The 18,841-nt window shown below is 53.9% G+C and carries 22 protein-coding genes; 10 read left to right on the top strand and 12 right to left on the bottom strand.

Features of this window, described 5'->3' with window-relative positions:
* Positions 1 to 42: 42 nt before the first annotated feature.
* Complete coding sequence (locus CA948_RS13090; RefSeq protein ID WP_108728226.1) at positions 43 to 540, bottom strand: RidA family protein; 498 nt, start codon at positions 538 to 540, stop codon at positions 43 to 45.
* Between the two features lie 92 nt (positions 541 to 632).
* Positions 633 to 1,010, bottom strand: coding sequence for a RidA family protein (locus CA948_RS13085; RefSeq protein WP_108728225.1), 378 nt, complete (start codon positions 1,008 to 1,010; stop codon positions 633 to 635).
* Between the two features lie 116 nt (positions 1,011 to 1,126).
* Between CA948_RS13085 and CA948_RS13080 the strand changes: the two genes are divergently transcribed.
* The 6 genes from CA948_RS13080 (at position 1,127) to CA948_RS17785 (ending at position 6,957) form a co-directional block, all read left to right on the top strand.
* Positions 1,127 to 2,002 carry an ATP adenylyltransferase family protein gene (locus tag CA948_RS13080; protein WP_108728224.1) on the top strand — a complete coding sequence of 292 codons (876 nt, stop codon included), beginning with the start codon at positions 1,127 to 1,129 and terminating at the stop codon, positions 2,000 to 2,002.
* Between the two features lie 347 nt (positions 2,003 to 2,349).
* Positions 2,350 to 3,129 (top strand): response regulator transcription factor, encoded by a 780-nt coding sequence (locus CA948_RS13075; protein WP_108728223.1) that lies wholly within the window; start codon positions 2,350 to 2,352, stop codon positions 3,127 to 3,129.
* A gap of 317 nt (positions 3,130 to 3,446) precedes the next feature.
* Positions 3,447 to 3,770 carry a hypothetical protein gene (locus tag CA948_RS13070; protein WP_159086137.1) on the top strand — a complete coding sequence of 108 codons (324 nt, stop codon included), beginning with the start codon at positions 3,447 to 3,449 and terminating at the stop codon, positions 3,768 to 3,770.
* Between the two features lie 11 nt (positions 3,771 to 3,781).
* A complete protein-coding gene (locus CA948_RS13065; protein ID WP_108728221.1) occupies positions 3,782 to 4,594 on the top strand; it encodes a winged helix-turn-helix domain-containing protein in 813 nt (270 codons plus the stop codon).
* Between the two features lie 510 nt (positions 4,595 to 5,104).
* A complete protein-coding gene (locus CA948_RS13060; protein WP_108728220.1) occupies positions 5,105 to 6,802 on the top strand; it encodes a sodium:solute symporter family protein in 1,698 nt (565 codons plus the stop codon).
* A 32-nt stretch (positions 6,803 to 6,834) separates the two neighbouring features.
* Positions 6,835 to 6,957, top strand: coding sequence for a putative transporter small subunit (locus CA948_RS17785; RefSeq protein WP_094195454.1), 123 nt, complete (start codon positions 6,835 to 6,837; stop codon positions 6,955 to 6,957).
* Between the two features lie 142 nt (positions 6,958 to 7,099).
* Here the strand turns inward: CA948_RS17785 and CA948_RS13055 are convergent, their stop codons facing one another.
* Complete coding sequence (locus CA948_RS13055) at positions 7,100 to 7,759, bottom strand: LysE family translocator (RefSeq protein WP_321267539.1); 660 nt, start codon at positions 7,757 to 7,759, stop codon at positions 7,100 to 7,102.
* Between the two features lie 395 nt (positions 7,760 to 8,154).
* A complete protein-coding gene (locus tag CA948_RS13045) occupies positions 8,155 to 8,793 on the bottom strand; it encodes an alanyl-tRNA editing protein (RefSeq protein ID WP_108728218.1) in 639 nt (212 codons plus the stop codon).
* A gap of 86 nt (positions 8,794 to 8,879) precedes the next feature.
* Between CA948_RS13045 and CA948_RS13040 the strand changes: the two genes are divergently transcribed.
* Positions 8,880 to 9,821: a LysR family transcriptional regulator gene (locus CA948_RS13040; RefSeq protein ID WP_094195456.1), complete on the top strand. Its 942-nt coding sequence runs from the start codon at positions 8,880 to 8,882 to the stop codon at positions 9,819 to 9,821.
* Here CA948_RS13040 and CA948_RS13035 read toward each other — a convergent pair.
* Both CA948_RS13035 and CA948_RS13030 read right to left on the bottom strand, forming a co-directional pair.
* Complete coding sequence (locus tag CA948_RS13035) at positions 9,818 to 10,342, bottom strand: carboxymuconolactone decarboxylase family protein (protein WP_094195457.1); 525 nt, start codon at positions 10,340 to 10,342, stop codon at positions 9,818 to 9,820. The genes CA948_RS13040 and CA948_RS13035 overlap by 4 nt on opposite strands.
* A 120-nt stretch (positions 10,343 to 10,462) precedes the next feature.
* Positions 10,463 to 11,788, bottom strand: coding sequence for an aspartate aminotransferase family protein (locus tag CA948_RS13030; protein ID WP_108728217.1), 1,326 nt, complete (start codon positions 11,786 to 11,788; stop codon positions 10,463 to 10,465).
* Between the two features lie 181 nt (positions 11,789 to 11,969).
* On the opposite strand from CA948_RS13030, the gene CA948_RS13025 reads away from it, so the two are divergent.
* The gene (locus CA948_RS13025) at positions 11,970 to 12,830 is read left to right on the top strand and encodes a MurR/RpiR family transcriptional regulator (protein WP_094198241.1); all 861 of its coding nucleotides are present in this window, start codon (positions 11,970 to 11,972) and stop codon (positions 12,828 to 12,830) included.
* 5 nt (positions 12,831 to 12,835) lie between these two features.
* Complete coding sequence (locus CA948_RS13020; protein WP_094195459.1) at positions 12,836 to 13,873, top strand: C45 family autoproteolytic acyltransferase/hydrolase; 1,038 nt, start codon at positions 12,836 to 12,838, stop codon at positions 13,871 to 13,873.
* 66 nt (positions 13,874 to 13,939) lie between these two features.
* On the opposite strand, the gene CA948_RS13015 is transcribed toward CA948_RS13020, so the two are convergent.
* Together CA948_RS13015 and CA948_RS13010 are read right to left on the bottom strand one after the other, a co-directional pair.
* Complete coding sequence (locus CA948_RS13015; RefSeq protein WP_108728216.1) at positions 13,940 to 14,503, bottom strand: cob(I)yrinic acid a,c-diamide adenosyltransferase; 564 nt, start codon at positions 14,501 to 14,503, stop codon at positions 13,940 to 13,942.
* 8 nt (positions 14,504 to 14,511) lie between these two features.
* Positions 14,512 to 15,036 (bottom strand): GNAT family N-acetyltransferase, encoded by a 525-nt coding sequence (locus CA948_RS13010; RefSeq protein ID WP_108728215.1) that lies wholly within the window; start codon positions 15,034 to 15,036, stop codon positions 14,512 to 14,514.
* A gap of 159 nt (positions 15,037 to 15,195) precedes the next feature.
* Between CA948_RS13010 and CA948_RS13005 the strand changes: the two genes are divergently transcribed.
* The gene (locus CA948_RS13005) at positions 15,196 to 15,453 is read left to right on the top strand and encodes a copper-binding protein (RefSeq protein WP_234354420.1); all 258 of its coding nucleotides are present in this window, start codon (positions 15,196 to 15,198) and stop codon (positions 15,451 to 15,453) included.
* A 282-nt stretch (positions 15,454 to 15,735) separates the two neighbouring features.
* Here CA948_RS13005 and hslU read toward each other — a convergent pair whose 3' ends face one another.
* The 4 genes from hslU to dksA form a co-directional block, all read right to left on the bottom strand.
* Entirely contained in the window at positions 15,736 to 17,073 is a 1,338-nt protein-coding gene (gene hslU, locus CA948_RS13000; RefSeq protein WP_108728214.1) for an ATP-dependent protease ATPase subunit HslU, read from the bottom strand.
* 17 nt (positions 17,074 to 17,090) lie between these two features.
* On the bottom strand, positions 17,091 to 17,624 hold the full coding sequence (gene hslV, locus CA948_RS12995; protein ID WP_094195464.1) for an ATP-dependent protease subunit HslV: 534 nt from the start codon (positions 17,622 to 17,624) through the stop codon (positions 17,091 to 17,093).
* Positions 17,625 to 17,795: 171 nt separating this feature from the next.
* On the bottom strand, positions 17,796 to 18,143 hold the full coding sequence (locus CA948_RS17640) for a hypothetical protein (RefSeq protein WP_159063889.1): 348 nt from the start codon (positions 18,141 to 18,143) through the stop codon (positions 17,796 to 17,798).
* 248 nt (positions 18,144 to 18,391) lie between these two features.
* Complete coding sequence (gene dksA / locus CA948_RS12980) at positions 18,392 to 18,829, bottom strand: RNA polymerase-binding protein DksA (RefSeq protein WP_026484112.1); 438 nt, start codon at positions 18,827 to 18,829, stop codon at positions 18,392 to 18,394.
* Between the last annotated feature and the right edge of the window lie 12 nt (positions 18,830 to 18,841).

Raw genomic sequence — 18,841 nt, 5'->3', positions numbered from 1 at the left:
GCGTGCCGCTTATAAGGGATCGGCTATGGCAAGGGGCCGGTATCAATGTTTGGCTGGCCTGGTTTTAGTGCCTGTCCATGCCTGAACGTCGATTTCTACGTCCACACCACCCACCAGTTTGGCCTGTACTAACGAGCGTGCCGGAAAGTTGCTGCCCAGGCGTTCTTTATAAGTTTTGTTGAACTGATCGTACAAGGCCATATCAGATAGATACACCGTCACTTTGACGACATGGCTAAGGTCTGCACCGGCCAATTTCAGCGTCTCTTCAATTCGGTCCAGCGTGGCATTGGTCTGATCTTCAATACTGCTGCGCACGATCTCGCCTTTCGCGTTCAGCGGGATTTGTCCTGACAGGAACAGAAAGTCCCCGGCTTGCACGGCGCGGGAAAAAGGCAGGTCCGAATCGCCCAGAAAGCGTTTGATCGCAGTCGGTTCTGCGGCTTGGTCAGTCGTGGCTGCGTAGGTGGTGATGCTGGTGCCCAGACCTAAGACAGAACAAGCCAGTAAAGTGTGACGGGCCGAAGCAAAAAAACGCATCAGAATTCTCCTTGGACTAGAGGAATTCAGTGTGCCATATCCAAGGCCTGGTAGCGTGAATTTGTGTGACGACCCGTCGGTCTGAAAGCGGCTTAGCCGCGATCGCCCAGCCAGGCTTGAACTTCAATTTCTACGTCCACGCTTTTGGCCAGTTTGGCTTCAACCAGCGAGCGGGTAGGCAAGGTGTCGCCAAAGCGCTCGGCATAGACTTTATTGAAGTCGGCAAACAAGGCCATATCGGACAGCCAGACGGTGGCTTTGACCACATCAGCCAAGGTGGCGTCAGCCAGAGCCAGACCTTCGATCAGGCGGTCAAACACAGCGTGGGTCTGGTCCTGGATGGAGCCACGTACCACTTCACCTTGGGCGTCATAGGGGATCTGGCCGGACAAGAACAAAAAACCGCCAGCCATGGTGGCACGCGAGAAGGGCAGTGGCAGTGGGCTGGCAATACGGCGGATACCGGACATGGAGTACTCCTGATAGAGGTGGTGGAAAATTTGCGTTAGGCAGCATGCGCGTTTATTCGCGTCTCTTGCCTACAATAAGGCGTCACTATACAACTTCAAATGAGGAGCGAGACGACGTGAGCAAGGAAATTTTGCAACGCCTGGACCAACTAAGTCGGGCCGCGTTGGCCAGTGGTGATTTGTTGCCCGTGCAAGCTCAAGAGCAACTGATGCGGGATCAAGGGCTGACATTTTTTGTGCGTTGGGTATCTACTCTGGCGGCCAAGGATGCTGCCAGCGTCTCGATTCCAGGTGGACCGCGCGACCCCAACTTCAATCCTTTCTTGCCGCCAACCCCCGCTTTGACGGTGGTTGATGCCAGCAGCACACACAATATTGTGCTGAACAAGTTTGCTGTCTGTGATCTGCATTTGGTGCTGGCCGACAAGGTGTTTTCCGAACAGCTCAGCCCGCTACGCGATATTGATTTCCGAATTCTGGCGGACTTTCTGGCCTTGCAGAATGGTTTGGGCTTTTACAACGGCGGTGGCCCGGCAGGTGCCAGCCAGCGTCACAAACATACACAATGGATTCCGCAGGCGGACAGCAATGGTTCGCTGGCTCTCTATCTTGACAAACTCCCCACCCAGGCTGCTGCAGGCAGCGCGCATCAACACCCCGCCTTGGCTTTTGAGCATTGTTTTGTGCGCTTGTCCGATAGTCGAGATCCGGTCGCCTTGAGTGACAGTCTTTTGAATTCTTACCGCCTGGCGTGCAATGAGTTGGGTTTGGTGCCAGGGCAGGACGGACAGTTACCGCCACATAATATGTTGGCTGGCCAGGGATGGATGCTGGTGGTGCCGCGCAGCATGGAGTTGGTTGACGGTATTTCAGTCAATGCTCTGTCTTATGCCGGCTGCATTTATGTGCGTACTCCCGAACAAATTGATGTGGTACGCCAGATCGGCCCGTTGGGCGTTCTGGCGCGGGCAGGCTTTGCCAGCAACGCATAATCGTTGATTTGAGGTTTGCCCTGCTTTACTGATGAGCCCCGCTACGGCGGGGTTTTTATTTGTCTGTTTGTGTGTTTGAGTATTGTTTTGAATCTTAATTTACTCATTTGAAACAAAAGAAAAATATTTGAACGTAATGGCGCTTTGTTTTCGGATCTTTGCATTCAAAAGCGCAGTTTACTAGGTTTTAGAGAAATGAAACGAAATAATGTAACTGTTTTTATGGAAATAAATAGAAATATAAAGGCCAGGGAAATAAGCGAATTATTTGGAAGTGTTTTTAATTATTAGAATTAGCGTCGGATTGGAACAAAACAAACTTATTTGTCCCCATAGGTGGATTGCTTATGCATGTCTCGTCTGAAGCTCATATTTTGCTTATTGCTCCAGAACCTGCCGGCATAGCCGATTTACTGGCTTTGTTACGCACTAGTTTTGCTCGGATTAGTTTTGCGCTGGATGCACAGCAGGGCTTGGCGCGTTGCCAATCCTTGCAGCCTGATTGTGTGTTGAGTGAATACCACTTGCCTGGTTTGCGGGGCGACACTTTTATGCGGATGTTGCGTGCCAATCCCCAAACCGCTTCTATTCCGGTGGTGTTCCTGTCAGCGGTTTTATGCGCGGATAGTCAGCTCATGGCTTTACGTAGCGGCGCTCGCGATTTCATTGCGTACCAAACCCATGTGCAATTAGTGATCGAGCGTATTCGCCTGCATCTGGGCCTGAGGGAGATGGAAGGAAGTAGGGAAGAAAGCAGCGCTAACAAGGGGTGGAAGGGTCTTTCTAGTTCATCCGCTCAGCATTGTCTGGTCGATGCAGTACAGCAGCACGTGCGGGACAATCTGTCGGATTATTTGACGGTCGATAGTCTGGCGGAGAGGTTCGGGACGACCGCTCGCCGCTTGAACGAGCTCTTTAAAGAGAGTGGTGGTTTAACGGTGCGCGATTTTGTGTATTCCAGCCGCATGCGTTATGCCATGCATTTGCTCAGGCAAACCGATATGGCCATCACTAACGTGGCGGCCGAGTCTGGCTATCTAAATCCGGCCAATTTTTCCACCGCATTTCGTCGATACAGCGGCCTGTCTCCCTCGGTTTACCGACAGCACAAAAATCCTAATATTTAAAACAAAAATGAAATAAACGGTTTATTAAGGTGTTTTTTTGCAGTGATTCAAACAGGTTCTGTAAGAATTCAAAAGCCATTATAAAAAAATGGTAAGAAAATAAAAAAAACCGAATAGGGATGAAATTTCGGTAAAGGGTTCTTGAGAAAACATTCAAATTATCGTCGTGACGAGGCGAGGGGGTATTGCACCCGAAAACTTGGTTATGTCAGTGCAATACAAGAGGGTCAGAAAAAATTTTGGCTACTTTTTTTGTAAGCGAACAGATTGTGAACAGCATCTATAAGTTGGTTTGAAACGAGAAAACGACAACATTGATGGCAGTTACGGAAAACCCCAAGACGCGTGCTACATACCGCTGCGGCGGCGTTGGCGACAGCCAGGCTTGTGCTGGAATGGGTGCAGGGCGTGCCTTTGCGGCACCGCACCTCCTTTTTCATCTGATTTCTGGCGAGACTGTTTCTTTGGCTGCGGTCCGCAAGACTACTCTAAAACAAATGGGCGGGACGGTTCCTGAGACTCTGAGTCCTGATCCCAACATGGATTCCTTGATAGCCGCGTTCCTGGTCAAGGCAGCCAGTGGCGAATTTGCCGGCCAGTCCAGGGGTAAAAAACATCAATTGCCTAGTGTGGACCCATAAGGGTAAGGACTATGACGGTAGAACGAATGTTTCTGTTACATAACGACAAGGCCAGTCTGCAGCAGATCGCCTTGGAGTCGGAGCAGTGGGGCGTCAAGGTAAAGACGGTAGAGACGATAGAGCAATGCCTGTCCTTAGCGCATTCAATCGGGGCGGAGATGGTATTTGCTCTCGTGTGTCAGGCAGAGAAGATTTTTTGGCATATCAATCGTTTACGCATGGAATTTCCTGCTGCAGGTGTCCTTGTTGTGCGGCGCGACAAGATGGCTGGCCTGGAACGAGGACATTTGTTGCTTGCTGGGGCTGATGCCTGCTTTGACCAGGATGCTTTGCCGGTGGAAGTGGTGGCTTGCGTGCAGGCCTTGCGGCGTCGCGGCTATGCCTTGCAGCAAAGTTTGCGAACTGATTTGGCAGAACCCGTCAGTGCGGGGCTGTTGCCTCAGAGAACTGAGTTGGAGCCGGATCTGCAACGATGGGACTTGATGGAGAACGGTTGGACTTTGCTCACGCCACGCGGTCACTCGGTCCTGTTGACGCGCGGTGAGCGACGTATTGTGCAGGTTCTCTTTGCGGTCAGTCCGCAAACCGTAGAGCGTGATCGTTTGTTTCCTCCGGAAGAAGGGCGGGAGTCGACTGCCCGTTCTGTGGACGTTTTGATCAGTCGCTTGAAACGTAAAATAACGGCGATCGGAGAGGAACTGCCCATACGCTCGGTGCGAGGGGAGGGCTACGCTTTTGTAGGCAAAGTGCCTGCTGCCTGCCAAGAACTGGCACGTGCCAGTTTGAGTACTGATGAGGTCTACGAGTGTATTGAAAAGGCCTGAAATCCTCTTTTTCGATGCTGAAACAGCATGATATAGACCCTAAAATTTTAAATATGTATAATTGGTCGCTCTGGTTCATTGAATCAGCTTCTCGAACAGGCCGTTCAGGTGCGACAAAATTGCATAAAAAAATGGCGGTCCGTTCTTCAACAGGTTGTTGCACAACAACCCGGCTTTAGCCCGAAACACCTTGCCCGACCCTTGGGTCGCGGAACAACCAGCCGACGGTCTCACACGACTTCGGCCTGCAACAGAGCGGCTTGTCTCTGGCCATGTTTATTTGCTGTAAGGCCCGCAGACTTGCCGTAATGTGAGGCACTTTGCGCTGTGTCTTGCTTTTTTCGCTTTGGCTCTGGTCAAGGGCGAAGGCGCGTGTGCGCGCGTTCGGTTCAGGTGTTTCGGTTCTGATCTTGGGATCGGTGCCGCCCAGCGCGTTACTGCGGAATCGGCACGCATGCGAGTGAGAGCTGTTTTGCAAGCAGCCATCGCGCAGAAGAGAAAGGGAAAGACATGCAAGAGGCGGAGTTTTTTACGCTTTCAACCACAACGGCCATATTGTTGCTGGTTGGCTTTTATGGTGCGACATTTCTGATGTCGCTCGTGATTGGCCAAAAGAAAGAAAACGTGGATGGATACATGGTATCCAACAGTGCAGTGGGTTTTGGCCTTGCAGCGGCCAGCATGATTGCCACCTGGATATGGGCCGCGTCCTTTTATGCCAGCGCGACCTCGGGTTTTAAATATGGGCTATCAGGCCCTCTACATTACGGGCTATGGGGTGCTTTGATGATTCTGTTCATCTACCCCTTTGGGCGACGTTTTCGCCAACTGGCCCCGCAGGCACATACGCTGGCCGAGGTGCTGCACGCACGGCACGGCTCGTCCAGTCAGATGATTATGGCGATTTCCAACGTGGTGGGCAGTAGCATCAGCCTGATGGTGAACTTCACCGCCGCAGGTGCGTTGGTCTCGGTCCTTAGCCCTCTGACATTTATTCAAGGTGTGCTGATTGCGGGTCTGGGAGTGCTGTCCTACACCTTGTGGTCAGGTTTTCGCGCCTCGGTGATGACGGACTTTGCTCAACTGGTTGCCATGATTTTGTCAGCCGTCGTCATTATTCCGCTGATCTTCTTTAACGCTGGTGGCACAGAGATGATTCAGGCCAATTGGTGGCGTCTGGATTCCGAACAAGCCAACTTCTATTCGACCAAGGCCATTTTGGAGCAAGGTGCGCCGTACTTTGTGGCGGTACTGGCTTACGCGATTGGTAACCAGACGATTGCCCAACGCCTGTTTGCAGTGCGAGAGGATCTGATCAAGCCCACTTTCCTGACGGCCACCATTGGTTACGGTGCCGTTGTCATTGGTTTGGGCATGTTGGGTCTGCTGGCTTTGTTCACCGGCTTGCAGCCCGTGAATGGCAATATGAACAACATCATCCCGCAGATGGCGTCTACGTATCTGCCACCCGTTGGTATTGCCTTGTTTTTCGTGCTGGTGGTGGGCTCCTTGTCTTCCACTGCGGACTCGGACTTGGCCGCCTTGTCAGCGATCGTGATGACGGATATTTACGCCAAGAACATTGCTCGTGGCCGCCCACAACCTGCTCGTATGCTGTGGTGGGGCCGTGTCACGATGGTCGTTGCCACGATGGTGGGGGTGATCTTCGCCAGTTTGCGTCTGGATATTCTGGTGATGCTGGTGTTTGTCGGTGCCTTGTGGGGCGCGATTGTGTTCCCGGTCATCGTCAGTTTTTACTGGGATCGTGTTACCAACAAAGCGTTTACTTGGTCGGTGTTGTGCGCTGTTGTGCTGTTTACGATCGTCCGCTTTGAGCTGATTCCCATCGAGGGTGTGGTGGCCTTGTTCTACGAAGTGACTGCATCGATTGGCGGTGGTGTTGTTGCTGGTTTGATGACCTTTGCGTTTTTCCGCAGCCGTATTGCCATTGCGATTGGTGTGATTGCGACCGCTATCTTGCTTCCCAACTTCATTGGTTTTCTGCGTGAGTACATTGTTTTGTTGGGGTCCTTGACGGCTTACGGCGTTAGCGCTGTGGTTTGTGTAGCCATCAGTTTGCGTAGTCAGGAACGTTTTGATTTTTCCGTCCTGGCCGAGCGCGTGCAGTCTTTTCACTATGACGAGACTCCCGTACCGGGCAAGAAACAGCGTGAAGTGAAAGGTGAGCCGGTTTCGGCCCGCGCTTGAACTCACGATAGAAAAAAGCAAAGGAGAATCTTATGTTGATGACGATTTACTTTATGATCTGGCCTGTCATGTCGGCCATCATTTTAGTCTTGCTGGTTGGCAACCTGATCCGGGATTGGCGCAGAGCCCGTAAGACGGGCCAATCCATGGTCTAATGAAAAATCGCCCCGCCTTTTCACAAGGCGGGGCGATTTTTTTATGGCGCTAGAGCAATCATGCTTGCTGCTATTTATCGCTTATGCAGGCCAGAGTGCAAAGGTGAGCTGCGATCTTTGACACTGTTCGGCTTTTGTCTGCTCAGATCAAAAGACGCTGCCCGGCATGCACCAGCAGGCGCAGTGAAAAACCAAGTAGCAAGACGCCTGTTATCCGTTCAAACCAGGTTCCCATGCGTAAGAAACGCTGGCGCACGCGAGGATTGGTGAAGATCAGACTAACGACAATAAACCAGCCCGCATTGACCAGGCACATCCAGACGCCGTAGAGCATTTGGGTGCTGAGCGGGGTGCTGGCACTGACTATTGATGTAAATACTGCCAGAAAGAACAGGGTGGCTTTGGGGTTGGTGGCATTGGTCATAAAGCCCAGCGCCAGAGACTGACGCACGCTGACGGCAGCGGGTTCGCCATTGCTGGACTCGGTTAGGCTTACCTCCATGGGAGAATTGGCCTGTCGTAAAAATCCCCAGCCTATGTACAGCAGGTAAGCGCCGCCCAAGATTTCGGCCACGCTCATCAGCCAGGGGGTGGAGTGCAGTAAAGCGCCTACGCCCAACAAGGTGTAGATCACATGCACGGAGATTCCCGCCCCGATGCCAATAGCGGTGGCAATGCCGGCCTGGCGGCCCAGCCGCACACTTTGGCGGATGGTGACCGCAAAGTCAGGCCCAGGGGCAATAACGGCCAAAAAATGAATCAACGCCAGAGTAGTGAACTCTGGCCAATAGGTTTGCAACACTATTCACTCCAAAAAATCAGCGGCATGGCAGGTCTGCGATATCCCACAAGGCAAGACGGGCTCAGGCGCAAGTTGCCCTTGCTTGGGGTGACGAGATGCTCTGCAGCTCTCCCTTCCGGCTTGGCCATTGTTACGTTGCCCTTGCGGGCTGCTGGGCGGGTAGTGATCGAGGGCGTTTTGACCGAGGATAGCGTCGCCCAGCTTTTGTGAGGTGGACGCATCAATGCAGCGGGAACGTCGGGTAGCCAGACGTTCGCTATTTGCAGGGACTGCATATGTCCAATCTGTAATCGTTCAGCCTCTCAATACATCCCTCATGTTCTTGGTGTTTTTAAAAGGCTCTTGTCTTTTCCCATTGATAGACGGTGCTAATCAACTATCCTGGTTTTTATTGTTTATTCGGTCATCATTTCATAGTGAACGCTAAGTTCATCCTTTTTGTTTTTGATGCGAATTATTTTCAATCCAGCCAATTCAGATGTGTTTTCAACATGGGTGCCGCCACATGGGTATTGACCCAGATTGCCAATTGCAACTTGGCGTCGGCCAGCCTGGAAACTGATGAAAATAGCTTGGGCCAGTTGGATTTGTTCGGCACAGTGGTTCGATAAATCGTCCAGAAGTGGGGGCAGGGCATTTGCGGAGCTGCGAAACACGACACGCGACTCACCCGGCCAATGATGCGCCTTTACCGCTTGCCAACCAATGCGCTCCAGCAGATGACCGATCATGTGGCCTGCGGTGTGTAAGCGAGCGTTTTCCCGTCTATGGTTGCCGTCGATACGTAGTTCCACTGGGCCCAAAGGCAGGTACTTGTGCAGGTAGTGCAGGACATGGCCATCGTGGTTTTGTGCCACGTGCAGAACCTCGTTCCCATTTATCGTGCCTTTGTCACAGGGCTGACCACCACCTTGAGGGTGAAATAAGGTTTTATCCAGCCTGACAGCGTAGCGTTCATTCTCGGAGTGATAACCCTCCAGGATTTCCGCTGTGCAGGTAAGGCTGTGGCTGGTCAAATATAATTTATCTTGCATTTTATTATCGGTCGATTGGCTTTAAAGCATTGTAGGCATTGCCAGCAGTCCTGGTAATTGCAATTCATTGAAATGATTTATTCCCTATGAGCACAAGTAATCTCACTTCCCTGATGAGTGACATGGTGGTTTTTGTCAAAGTGGTGGAGACAGGCAGTTTTTCCGAAGCCTCTCGCCAGCTTGGCTATACCCCGTCGGCGGTCAGCCGTTCCATTGCGCGTTTGGAGAAAGGCCTGGGAACGCGCGTTCTGCAGCGCACGACACGCAAATTGCGCTTAAGTGATAGTGGGCAGGCAATTTATGAGCATGCGCGTGACATGCTGTCTTGCGCCCAGGCCGCGATGGAAATTTCGGGACAGTTCCAGACCGAGCCAGAGGGGCAGATTCGCTTGAGTGTTCCCAAAGCAGTGGGGCATTTTCTGATCCATCCTCATATGCCGGACTTCTTGGCGGCGCATCCCAAGGTGAATGTCCTGATGAATCTGGATGATCGCTACGCCGATCTGATCGACGATCAACTGGATCTGGCGATACGAATCACCGATCAGCCGCCACCGGGTTTGATGGGCCGTCATCTGACCGATATTCGACATGGCTTGTATGCCAGCCCCGCTTATCTGGCCGAGCACAGCCTGCCCGTGCATCCACAGCAATTGCGCGAACATAGCTGCATTTATCTGGGCGAGGCGCCCAGCGATTCACGCTGGCGCTTCAATAAAGGAGGGCGGGTGCTGAATGTGTCGGTTAGTGGGCGTTACGCGGCTAATCATACGGGTGTGCGTCTGGATGCGGTCGAGCGTGGCTTGGGGATAGGCAGTTTGCCCTGTTTTGTGGCCAGGGAGCCCGAGCAGGAAGGGCGCATTGTGCGTGTGCTGGACGATTGGGAGTTCCGCACTCAATATTGTGGTGCCTTGTGGGCTTTGTATCCGCCCACCCGCCATCTGCCTCCCAAACTGCGTTTGTTTGTGGAGTTTCTGGCGGGGCGCTTGGGAGGCAGCAGGACGAATGTACTTAGGGTGCCGGTTTAACGCGAGTCGTCTGAGTGGATGTGCAAGGCTTCCAGAAAGCGCGACACCATATTGTAGGTAGCAATGGTAGCGGTCAGCTCGACAGTCAGGCGCTCATCGAAATATTGACGTACATCCTGAAAAACGGCGGGTTCCACTTGCACCTTCAAGGTCATGGCATCGGTGTAGGCCAGTACCGCACACTGGATGGGCGTGAACGCATCCGAATCCTGCCAGTCGGGCAGGGCATCGAGTTGAGCCTGGCTCAGGCCTTCAGCCAGAGCGATAGGGGCATGTTGATCGGCCTCGTAAGGGGCACGATTCAACAAGGCTACACGCATGATGACCAGCTCGCGTAGATCACCCGGCAGGCTGCTGTTGTGACGTATGCCCGTCAGGTGATTCAGCCAGCCTTTTGCAATGGGCGGGCTGTGCAGCAGCATCTGGTACAGGTGCAAGACACTGCCACGCTCTGCAATGATTTGTTCTACCAATGGGGCGGCTTCGGGGGCGTTCAGGTCAGCATAAGGTAGGCGGGCCATGGTTCTCCTTTATGTATGGCGGTGCTTCTTGCGGCTGGTTTGCCGCAGGACGATCAGCAGGGTATTCCTGAGGAGGACAGCCCATGCTGGCTGTCCGCTCATTGCTCGGCAAGATGGGATTTAACGGGGCAGGATGTGCTCTATGGTGTGCGTCAAACGTTTCACGATTTCCTGAATGTCGGACTCGGTACAGATAAAGGGCGGCGCCAGCAAAATATGATCGCCATGCACCCCATCTATCGTGCCACCCATAGGATAGAGCATCAGACCTTGGGAAAATGCATGTTGTTTGATCTTGGCGTGGGTTTTCAGACTTGGGTCCAGGGCTTGCTTGCTGGTCTTGTCTTGTACCAGCTCGACGCCAACAAACAGTCCTCGACCGCGTATATCGCCTACATTGGGGTGGCTGTCCAATGCCTGATGCAGTTCCTGGCGTAATTGTTCGCCACGCTGGCGGACGTTTTCCAGCAACTGGTCCTGCTCAATGGCTTGCTGCACGGCAAGCGCACCGGCGCAGGCCGTGGCGTGGCCCATATAGGTGTGGCCGTGCTGGAAAAAGCCCGAGCCATTCAGGATGGCTTGATAAATCCGGTCACTGGCCAGCATGGCCCCAATCGGCTGATAGCCCGCACCCAGACCCTTGGCAATAGCCATGATGTCCGGCACCACGCCGTCCTCTTCGCAGGCAAACAGATAGCCGGTGCGCCCCATGCCGGACATGACTTCGTCCAGAATCAGGAGCACACCATGCTTGTCGCAGACCTGGCGGATTTTCTTCCAGTAGTCGCCTACCGGGGCTAAGGCACCGGCGGTGGCTCCCACCACAGTCTCGCCGACAAAGGCAGCAACATGTTGGGGGCCCAGGTTTTGAATCGTGTCATCCAGCTCCTGAGCCAGACGGTCCGCGTATTGCTCGGCGCTTTCATCGCTGCGCTGATCGCGGTAGGGATAGCAAGGGGAAACGTGCTGGGCTGGCGCCAGCAGCGGTAAAAAGGGTTTGCGGCGCCATTCATTGCCACCAATGGCCAAGGCACCCAGCGTATTGCCGTGATAGCTCTGACGGCGGGCGATGAAGATATGGCGCTCAGGCTGGCCAATTTCTACAAAGTATTGTCGAGCCAGTTTCAGGCTGGCCTCTACTGCTTCAGAGCCGCCGGATAGAAAGTAAGCGTGATTCAGATCTCCAGGGGATCGGCTGGTCAGAAAATCCGCCAGATCTTCGGCAGCCTGGCTGCTGAAAAAAGAGGTATGGGCGTAGGCAATCTGGTCCAGTTGCTGCTTGATGGCGGCAATGATGGCAGGGTGGCTATGGCCCAGGCAGGACACGGCCGCCCCGCCACTGGCGTCTATATACGATTTGCCTTCCTTGTCCACAATGCGGATGCCATCCCCTTTAACGGCATAGGGCAGCATGTGCTTGGGGTTGCGATGAAAAACATGTGTCATGGCGCAGATCCAGAAAGTAGTCCCAAAATATTTTCAACGTATGTTGAATATATAATAATACTTTCAACAAATAAATCATCATTGGGTGGTCGGTACAGATGGATAAAGATCGCACTGTTGCGTCTTGGCAGCATTTGCGGCCGATATATACTTGGTGTCCCCTTTAAAAGCGCGTTGGCCCATGAACTCCTTGAGTAACCTGACGGAGCGTATTCAAGCGGCGTTTGCCGCCATGTCGCCCCAGTTCCAGCAAAGCGCACGTTATGTGCTTGATCACGCTGATCAGGTGCCCTTGCTGTCCATGCGTCAGTTGGCCGCCCAGGCACAGGTACAGCCTGCCACTTTGCTGCGTTTTGCACAGTCTTTGGGCTTTGGCGGTTGGGCAGAATTCAAGGCCGTCTTCACCCAGGCCCTGCATGGCCAGGGTGCCCGCCGCTATGCCGATCAGGCTCGGGCGGTGGTTCGTAACCGAAACAAAGAAGATCGCCAGGCACAGGTTCTGGCAGCGCAAATGGATAATCTGGCACTGTTGCGCGAGGTGAACGAAGCCCGTCTTCCGCAGGCTGTCAGCCTGCTTGCCAAGGCAAAGCGGGTTTTTGTGGCCGGGTTTCGAGCCTCTTTTGCGCCTGCCTTTTCTTTTCATTATCAGTACCGTTTGTTTCGACCCTCCATTGTCTTGCTGCGTGGTGAGTCAGGGACCCTGGATATGGATGTGCGGGCGTTGCAAAAGGGCGATGTATTGGTTTTGTTCGGTTTTGCGCCGTATTCGCAAGAAGCCGTACTGGTGCATCAGGCTGCTCGGCGGGCAGATGCACACATTCTGGCGATTTGCGACAGCTTGCTTGCCCCTATTGCGCAGCAGGCAGATGCCACATTATTGTTTGGAACCGACAGTCCGTCTTTTTTCCCTTCGTTAGTTGCTGCACAGGCGCTGGTGGAGGTGTTGCTGGAGCAGGTTCTGGCCAAGGCAGGCAGTCGTGCGGTAAGCGGTATCGAGTTGCTTGAAAATCAATTGCACCAGTCCGGTGCCTACTGGAAATAGACGCAATGGCTAAGTTGTCCTATCTGGAGTTAAGTGGTGGTCCCAAAGAAATTGGCCATTCTTTGGGACGTTTCGGAGCCTCTGCAGTGCATGCCTATTTGCTGAACTCAACAGCATGGCAGGGCATCATGCAATCAAAAGGAACGGCTGTAGCCAGTCAGCTGGCCCAGTACACCGAGCGTTATTTTCCCCGAATATGGACCGAGCTCCAGGGCCTGGCATTAGGCCTGGAGCTCCCATTTGAGGATGTGTTCTTGTGGAATTGCCGTGGCGACTTATGGGCCATGGCGCCTGATGGTTGCACAACCGTGCAAATGCCTGATCAAGGGGAACCCCGCCTGGTGCATAACGAGGACGGCGATCCAGGCTTGGCCGGGTACTGCGGGGTGGCTAAATTCATCCCCGATAGTGGCATGTCCTTTGTCTCCTTTCTGTATCCCGCCTCTTTACCGGGCCACAGCTTTGCGGTGACACAGGCAGGCCTGGCCATGACGGTCAATAACGTGCGAGCGCGCCACGTGGCCCCAGGCGTGCCGCGCATGGTTCTGACCCGTGCCATGCTCGATCAGCCCGATCTGGATCAGGCGGTGAGCATTTTGCAGGATCACCCCCGTTCTGGTGCATTTCATCTGAGTTTGGCCCAGCGAGGTGATCCGCGTTTGCTGAGCGTGGAGTTCAGTGCCCAGGCCGTGTCCGTGCAAACGATTGAGCAAAACCGTTTGCATGCCAACCATGCTGTGCATGAGGCCATGCAAGGCTTTGAACAGCGTCTGACTCGTTCGTCCGAGCTGCGGCAGGAGCGGGGCGATGAGTTGTTGGCGCAAGCCGGTGCCAAGCTTGATCCTTTAAAAGTCCTGGCGGATCAGCACCATGCAAGGTTCCCGATCTGGCGTTGTGACCCGGACGACAGTGACAGGGAAAACACCTTGGCGACCGTGGATATCCAGGTAGGCAGCTTGTCCTTGAAATGGCAGGTGTACGAAGATCCTACGGATCAGCCTGTGTTCAGGTTTGCGGACACAACCCGCATTGACCTTGTTTGAAAAAATAGGGCCCTGCCAAGCAGGGCCTTGTTCTTGTCGCGGTCATGGCAGGCGTGATGTGGGTAATCAGCCTTTGTGCTGGGCGTTGCGCTTGGGCTCCCAAAGCACATCAGAGCGGTCTGCGTAACGGTTCAAGGTACGCGCCAATACAAACAACAAATCCGACAGGCGATTCAGGTACAAGCGCGGACCGTCCTGCGGCAGTGTCTCTGCGGGCACCGCAACAACACTGCGCTCTGCTCGACGCGCGACACAACGCAGCACATGCGCTTGCGCCGCTGCCGGGCTGCCGCCAGGCAAAATAAACTCTTGGAGTATGCCCAAAGGTTCGTTGTAATGACTAATCGCCTGGTCCAGACGTTCCACATGCGTGCTGTCTATGACCTGATGACCAGGAATGCACAATTCGGCCCCCATATCGAACAAGTCGTGCTGGATGTCGGACAGCAAGGTATCGACATCCTCTGGTAGCGTCATGCTGCGCAAGACACCGATATGGCTGTTCAGTTCATCCACATCTCCCAGAGCGTGGATCAGGGGAGCGGTTTTGGGCAGGCGGCTGCCATCACCCAGACCCGTGGTGCCGTCGTCGCCGGTGCGGGTGCTGATAATGGAAAGTCGTGTGGACATGATGGGTTTTATATCTCAGCAGGAACAGGAGTGCCTTGGGCCATGTTGAGCAAGGCCTCGCCCGTGACGCGCACCACGCGCCAGTCATCCAGTACCTGCGCGCCTTGATGTTTGTAGAAGTCGATGGCGTTCTGGTTCCAGTCCAGCACCACCCACTCCAGGCGGCCACAGCCCTGGGCGACAGCCAACTGAGCCAGATGACGCAGGGCAGCAGCGCCCAGACCGTGTTTGCGGTGGGCGGGGTCGATATACAAATCCTCCAGATAGATGCCACGGCGATCTAGAAAGCTGGAGTAGTTGTAAAACCACATAATGTAAGAGATTGCTGTGTTGGGCTGGTCTTGTGGCGTGATCACCAGGCAGTAGGCGCTGGGGGTGTCGGAGAAAAAACTGTTGCGCAGCGACTCGGCGCTGGCCTTGAAAATATGCTCCAGTTTCTCAAAGGCGGCCATGTCGCGCATCAGACCCAAAATGGTCGGAATATCGGCGGGGGTGGCTGGACGCAGCACATACCCTTTAATAAATTCACTCATGCTTTTGCAAAGGTTTAGCGTTATGCTTGATCGGAAACAGACGCATCAGGCGTCCGAAAGTAGGCATTATGAGCTAATTGTCTGGCTCTGCACAATTTGCAGGAGTGAAAAATGACGTGGACGAAACGAGGCACGGCCTTGGCGTTGGGGACCTTGGGTATGGTGGCTGGCTCGGCATATGTCGTGGTTGCCCAGGCTCAGGAAGCCAGTGCGTCCGGTGAAGTGCGTCGACTGGACGCCGAGGCCGGCAAAATTACCATCAAGCATGGTGAGATCAGCGACCTGGAGCTACCCGCCATGACATTGGTGTACAAAATTGATCCTGCCTTGCTGGCCGATATCAAACCGGGTGACAAGGTGAAATTTACTGCCAAGCGCGATGGGGGTGATTACGTGGTCACCAAGATCAGCAAATAAGGCGGATTCAGCAAGTGGAGAAAAACCGGGTTCGCCCGGTTTTTTTATGTCTTATACAGGGGAGCTATCAGTATGCTCTGGTCGGCGGAATTGTTTGGTGATCTGGCGATCAGTAAGCCTGATTCGTTTTGCCAAGCCAGAGTTTGTTGAAAACTTGGTACAGTCGTCTGCTTGGTACGGTGTTGGTTCTTATCCGAACAAGAATGGAAAAAGGGGCAGATTTTTCTGCCCCTTTTTCGTGTCCGACAACAAGCGGAATAAGCCTTGAGTCTAGTGCTGAACTTACAGCACGTAGCGTGCCAGATCCTGGCTGGCCGCTGTTTCCTGCAACTGTTTGTTCACGTAGTCTGCATCAATGACCACGCTTTGTTCACCGTGGCTGCCAGCACTGTAGGAAAGCTCTTCCAGCAGTTTTTCCATGACCGTGTACAAGCGGCGAGCACCAATGTTTTCGGTGCGCTCGTTGACATCGAAAGCCAGTTCGGCCAGACGCTGAATGCCGTCGGGACGGAAATCCAGTTTGACGTCTTCGGTGCCCAGCAAAGCCGCGTATTGCTTGGTCAGGGAGGCATCGGTGGTCGACAGAATCTGTACGAAATCCTGGGCGCTCAACGATTCCAGTTCCACGCGGATAGGGAAACGACCTTGCAGTTCAGGGATCAGATCGGATGGGCGCGACAAGTGAAAGGCACCCGACGCAATAAACAGGATGTGGTCAGTACGCACCACACCGTATTTGGTGGTGACGCTGGTGCCTTCCACCAAAGGCAGAAGATCGCGTTGCACACCTTGGCGGGACACGTCGCCACCGCTGCCTTGGCTCTCGCCACGGGCAGTGATTTTATCGATTTCGTCCAGGAACACAATGCCGTTCTGTTCGGCGTTGGCCACTGCAGCGGTGCGCAAATCGTCTTCATTGACGCGACGGGCCGCTTCTTCTTCGGTCAGTTGCTTGAAGGCTTCTTTGACGGTCAGCTTGCGAGCCTTGGTTTTTTCCTGTCCCAGACCAGAGAACATGCCACGCAGTTGCTCGGTCATCTCTTCCATGCCGGGAGGGGCCATGATTTCCATGCGAGGCATGGCCTGGGCCATTTCGATTTCAATCTCGGTATCGTCCAGCTTGCCTTCACGCAGGCGCTTGCGAAATACCTGGCGTGCGGAGTTATCCTCACGTTGGGGCTGGCCGTGGGCATCGCGCGAAGGGGGCACCAGCACGTCCAGAATGCGGTCTTCAGCGGCTTCCTCGGCCTGGGTGCGTACACGGCGCATTTCGATCTCGCGGGTCTGCTTGACCGAAATATCCACCAGATCGCGGATGATGGTTTCAACGTCGCGGCCTACATAGCCCACTTCTGTGAACTTGGTGGCTTCGACCTTGATGAAAGGCGCATTGGCCAGTTTGGCCAGACGGCGGGCGATTTCGGTTTTGCCCACGCCGGTGGGGCCGATCATCAGAATGTTCTTGGGTACGATTTCGCTGCGCAAAGGCTCGGCAACCTGCTGGCGGCGCCAGCGATTGCGCAGGGCCACGGCGACAGAACGCTTGGCCTTGCCCTGGCCAACGATATGCTTGTCCAGTTCGGAGACGATTTCTCCGGGAGTCATATTAGGTGTAGACATGGTGGGGTATCCGGCTGTCAGAGTGTTTCGACGATATGGTTCTGGTTGGTGTAGATACACAGGTCGCCTGCGATCTCCAGGGACTTTTTAACGATCTCGGCAGGAGCCATATCGGTGTTTTGCAGCAACGCTAGCGCTGCAGATTGTGCGTAGGAGCCGCCCGAGCCAATGGCAGCCAAGCCATGCTCGGGTTCGAGCACATCGCCATTGCCGGTCAGCACCAGCGTGTGTTCCTTGTCCGCCACCAGCAGCATGGCTTCCAGACGGCGCAGAACGCGGTCGGTGCGCCAATCGCGCGTCAGCTCGACGGCAGCGCGCAGCAAGTTGCCCTGGTACTTCTCCAGCTTCGCTTCAAAGCGCTCTTGCAAAGTGAATGCGTCGGCCGTCGCACCGGCAAAGCCGGCCAGGATGCTGTCGTTGTACAAACGGCGAATCTTGCGGGCTGTGCCCTTGATGACAACATTGCCCAGGGTGACCTGACCATCGCCGCCAATGGCGACCTGATCTCCGCGGCGTACACAGACAATAGTAGTGGCGTGAAATTGTTCCATGATTTCCTTCCTTTAAGGTTCCCATTTGGGGGCCCAGCAGGAAATTTCAAGGATCAATATGCAAGCCTGTAAATTTGTTGATGCAGTTGGTGTAGCCGAACAGTTTTTTGTTTGAGGGCAATGTTTTTAGCTGGCTGGAGTGAGGGCTGATTGGGTGAAAGAAAGCTTAGGTCAGTTTTTGTTCAGCTCGAATTTCAGGGACGGGGTTTGCATCGATTTATTGCTCTCCAGTTGCTGGTTGAGCAGTGTCTCGGAGGTTGGTGTTTGCAAGTGAAGAACTTTTTGCTCTTCATTGCTGGTCGCCTTGGGAGGCTGATTTGTTTTGCCGCACGTCGCGATAAAAATGCCAAAGAATAGGATGGTTGCCAATGTTTTCCACCAGAAGCCATTACTCGTGTAGCTGACGTAGCTGACATCTTTACTGGCGCACTCAGGGCATCGTACAGATAGCTCTTTGCCGCGTGGGTACCAAGTATGGGAGCACTGGGCGCATTTGTTCAATGATCGTTTGGTGGACATGGCTGAAGGTGGCGTTGGCTACCGGCTAGGCTAATAAACACATAGTTTCAAGACATGTTCTTTGTATCATTTTTTACCTGGTTCTGGCGCTTGGGCTCTCTTTCTTCCATCGAGATGACTGGCGACGCAGGCCAGGCGATAACGCGCATTGTTATCAAGCGACTCGTGGTCCAGGAAGTAAAAAACCCTCCCATTGCCTATTTGCTTATGGGAGGGTTTTACGTACTTCAAACGCGGGTGTCAGAGGTTTAATCCCCAAACATTTTTTGGCGCTTCTCGCGACGTTCCTGGGCTTCCAGAGACAGGTTGGCCGTGGGACGTGCCAGTAAACGGGGCAGGCCGATGGGCTCGCCGGTTTCCTCACACCAGCCGTATTCGCCCGAATCGATCAGGGCGATGGACTGTTGCACTTTCTTGAGCAGCTTGCGCTCACGATCGCGGGTGCGCAGCTCCAGAGCGTGTTCTTCTTCGATCGTGGCACGGTCAGCCGGGTCAGGAACGAACTGGGTTTCACGCAGGTTTTCCGTTGTGGCGCCCGCATTGGCCAGAATGTCTTGCTCTAGCTGGCGCAAGCGATGCTTGAAAAACTCCAGCTGGGCGGCGTTCATGTAGTCTGACTCAGGCATCGCCAAAAGCTCCTGCTCGGTCAGCAGGGTTGTAGTACTGTCATGTGACTTAGTTGCCATGATGCTTACCTC

This window comes from Alcaligenes aquatilis (assembly GCF_003076515.1).
Taxonomy (GTDB): Bacteria; Pseudomonadota; Gammaproteobacteria; order Burkholderiales; family Burkholderiaceae_B; genus Alcaligenes; species Alcaligenes aquatilis.
Note: the sequence above shows the minus strand (reverse complement) of the source record. Positions and strands in the feature narration are given on the sequence as shown.

What these genes read in the sequence shown, in the direction of transcription:
- CA948_RS13025 (WP_094198241.1), top strand. Translation starts at nt 11,970, where the DNA reads ATGAACTCCTTGAGTAACCTGACGGAGCGTATTCAAGCGGCGTTTGCC.
- CA948_RS17640 (WP_159063889.1), bottom strand. Translation starts at nt 18,143, where the DNA reads ATGTCCACCAAACGATCATTGAACAAATGCGCCCAGTGCTCCCATACT.
- CA948_RS13090 (WP_108728226.1), bottom strand. Translation starts at nt 540, where the DNA reads ATGCGTTTTTTTGCTTCGGCCCGTCACACTTTACTGGCTTGTTCTGTC.
- CA948_RS13010 (WP_108728215.1), bottom strand. Translation starts at nt 15,036, where the DNA reads ATGAGTGAATTTATTAAAGGGTATGTGCTGCGTCCAGCCACCCCCGCC.
- CA948_RS13085 (WP_108728225.1), bottom strand. Translation starts at nt 1,010, where the DNA reads ATGTCCGGTATCCGCCGTATTGCCAGCCCACTGCCACTGCCCTTCTCG.
- dksA (WP_026484112.1), bottom strand. Translation starts at nt 18,829, where the DNA reads ATGGCAACTAAGTCACATGACAGTACTACAACCCTGCTGACCGAGCAG.
- CA948_RS13045 (WP_108728218.1), bottom strand. Translation starts at nt 8,793, where the DNA reads ATGCAAGATAAATTATATTTGACCAGCCACAGCCTTACCTGCACAGCG.
- CA948_RS13030 (WP_108728217.1), bottom strand. Translation starts at nt 11,788, where the DNA reads ATGACACATGTTTTTCATCGCAACCCCAAGCACATGCTGCCCTATGCC.
- CA948_RS17785 (WP_094195454.1), top strand. Translation starts at nt 6,835, where the DNA reads ATGTTGATGACGATTTACTTTATGATCTGGCCTGTCATGTCGGCCATC.
- CA948_RS13060 (WP_108728220.1), top strand. Translation starts at nt 5,105, where the DNA reads ATGCAAGAGGCGGAGTTTTTTACGCTTTCAACCACAACGGCCATATTG.
- CA948_RS13015 (WP_108728216.1), bottom strand. Translation starts at nt 14,503, where the DNA reads ATGTCCACACGACTTTCCATTATCAGCACCCGCACCGGCGACGACGGC.
- CA948_RS13040 (WP_094195456.1), top strand. Translation starts at nt 8,880, where the DNA reads ATGAGCACAAGTAATCTCACTTCCCTGATGAGTGACATGGTGGTTTTT.
- CA948_RS13035 (WP_094195457.1), bottom strand. Translation starts at nt 10,342, where the DNA reads ATGGCCCGCCTACCTTATGCTGACCTGAACGCCCCCGAAGCCGCCCCA.
- hslU (WP_108728214.1), bottom strand. Translation starts at nt 17,073, where the DNA reads ATGTCTACACCTAATATGACTCCCGGAGAAATCGTCTCCGAACTGGAC.
- CA948_RS13065 (WP_108728221.1), top strand. Translation starts at nt 3,782, where the DNA reads ATGACGGTAGAACGAATGTTTCTGTTACATAACGACAAGGCCAGTCTG.
- CA948_RS13070 (WP_159086137.1), top strand. Translation starts at nt 3,447, where the DNA reads ATGGCAGTTACGGAAAACCCCAAGACGCGTGCTACATACCGCTGCGGC.
- CA948_RS13075 (WP_108728223.1), top strand. Translation starts at nt 2,350, where the DNA reads ATGCATGTCTCGTCTGAAGCTCATATTTTGCTTATTGCTCCAGAACCT.
- CA948_RS13005 (WP_234354420.1), top strand. Translation starts at nt 15,196, where the DNA reads ATGGTGGCTGGCTCGGCATATGTCGTGGTTGCCCAGGCTCAGGAAGCC.
- CA948_RS13020 (WP_094195459.1), top strand. Translation starts at nt 12,836, where the DNA reads ATGGCTAAGTTGTCCTATCTGGAGTTAAGTGGTGGTCCCAAAGAAATT.
- hslV (WP_094195464.1), bottom strand. Translation starts at nt 17,624, where the DNA reads ATGGAACAATTTCACGCCACTACTATTGTCTGTGTACGCCGCGGAGAT.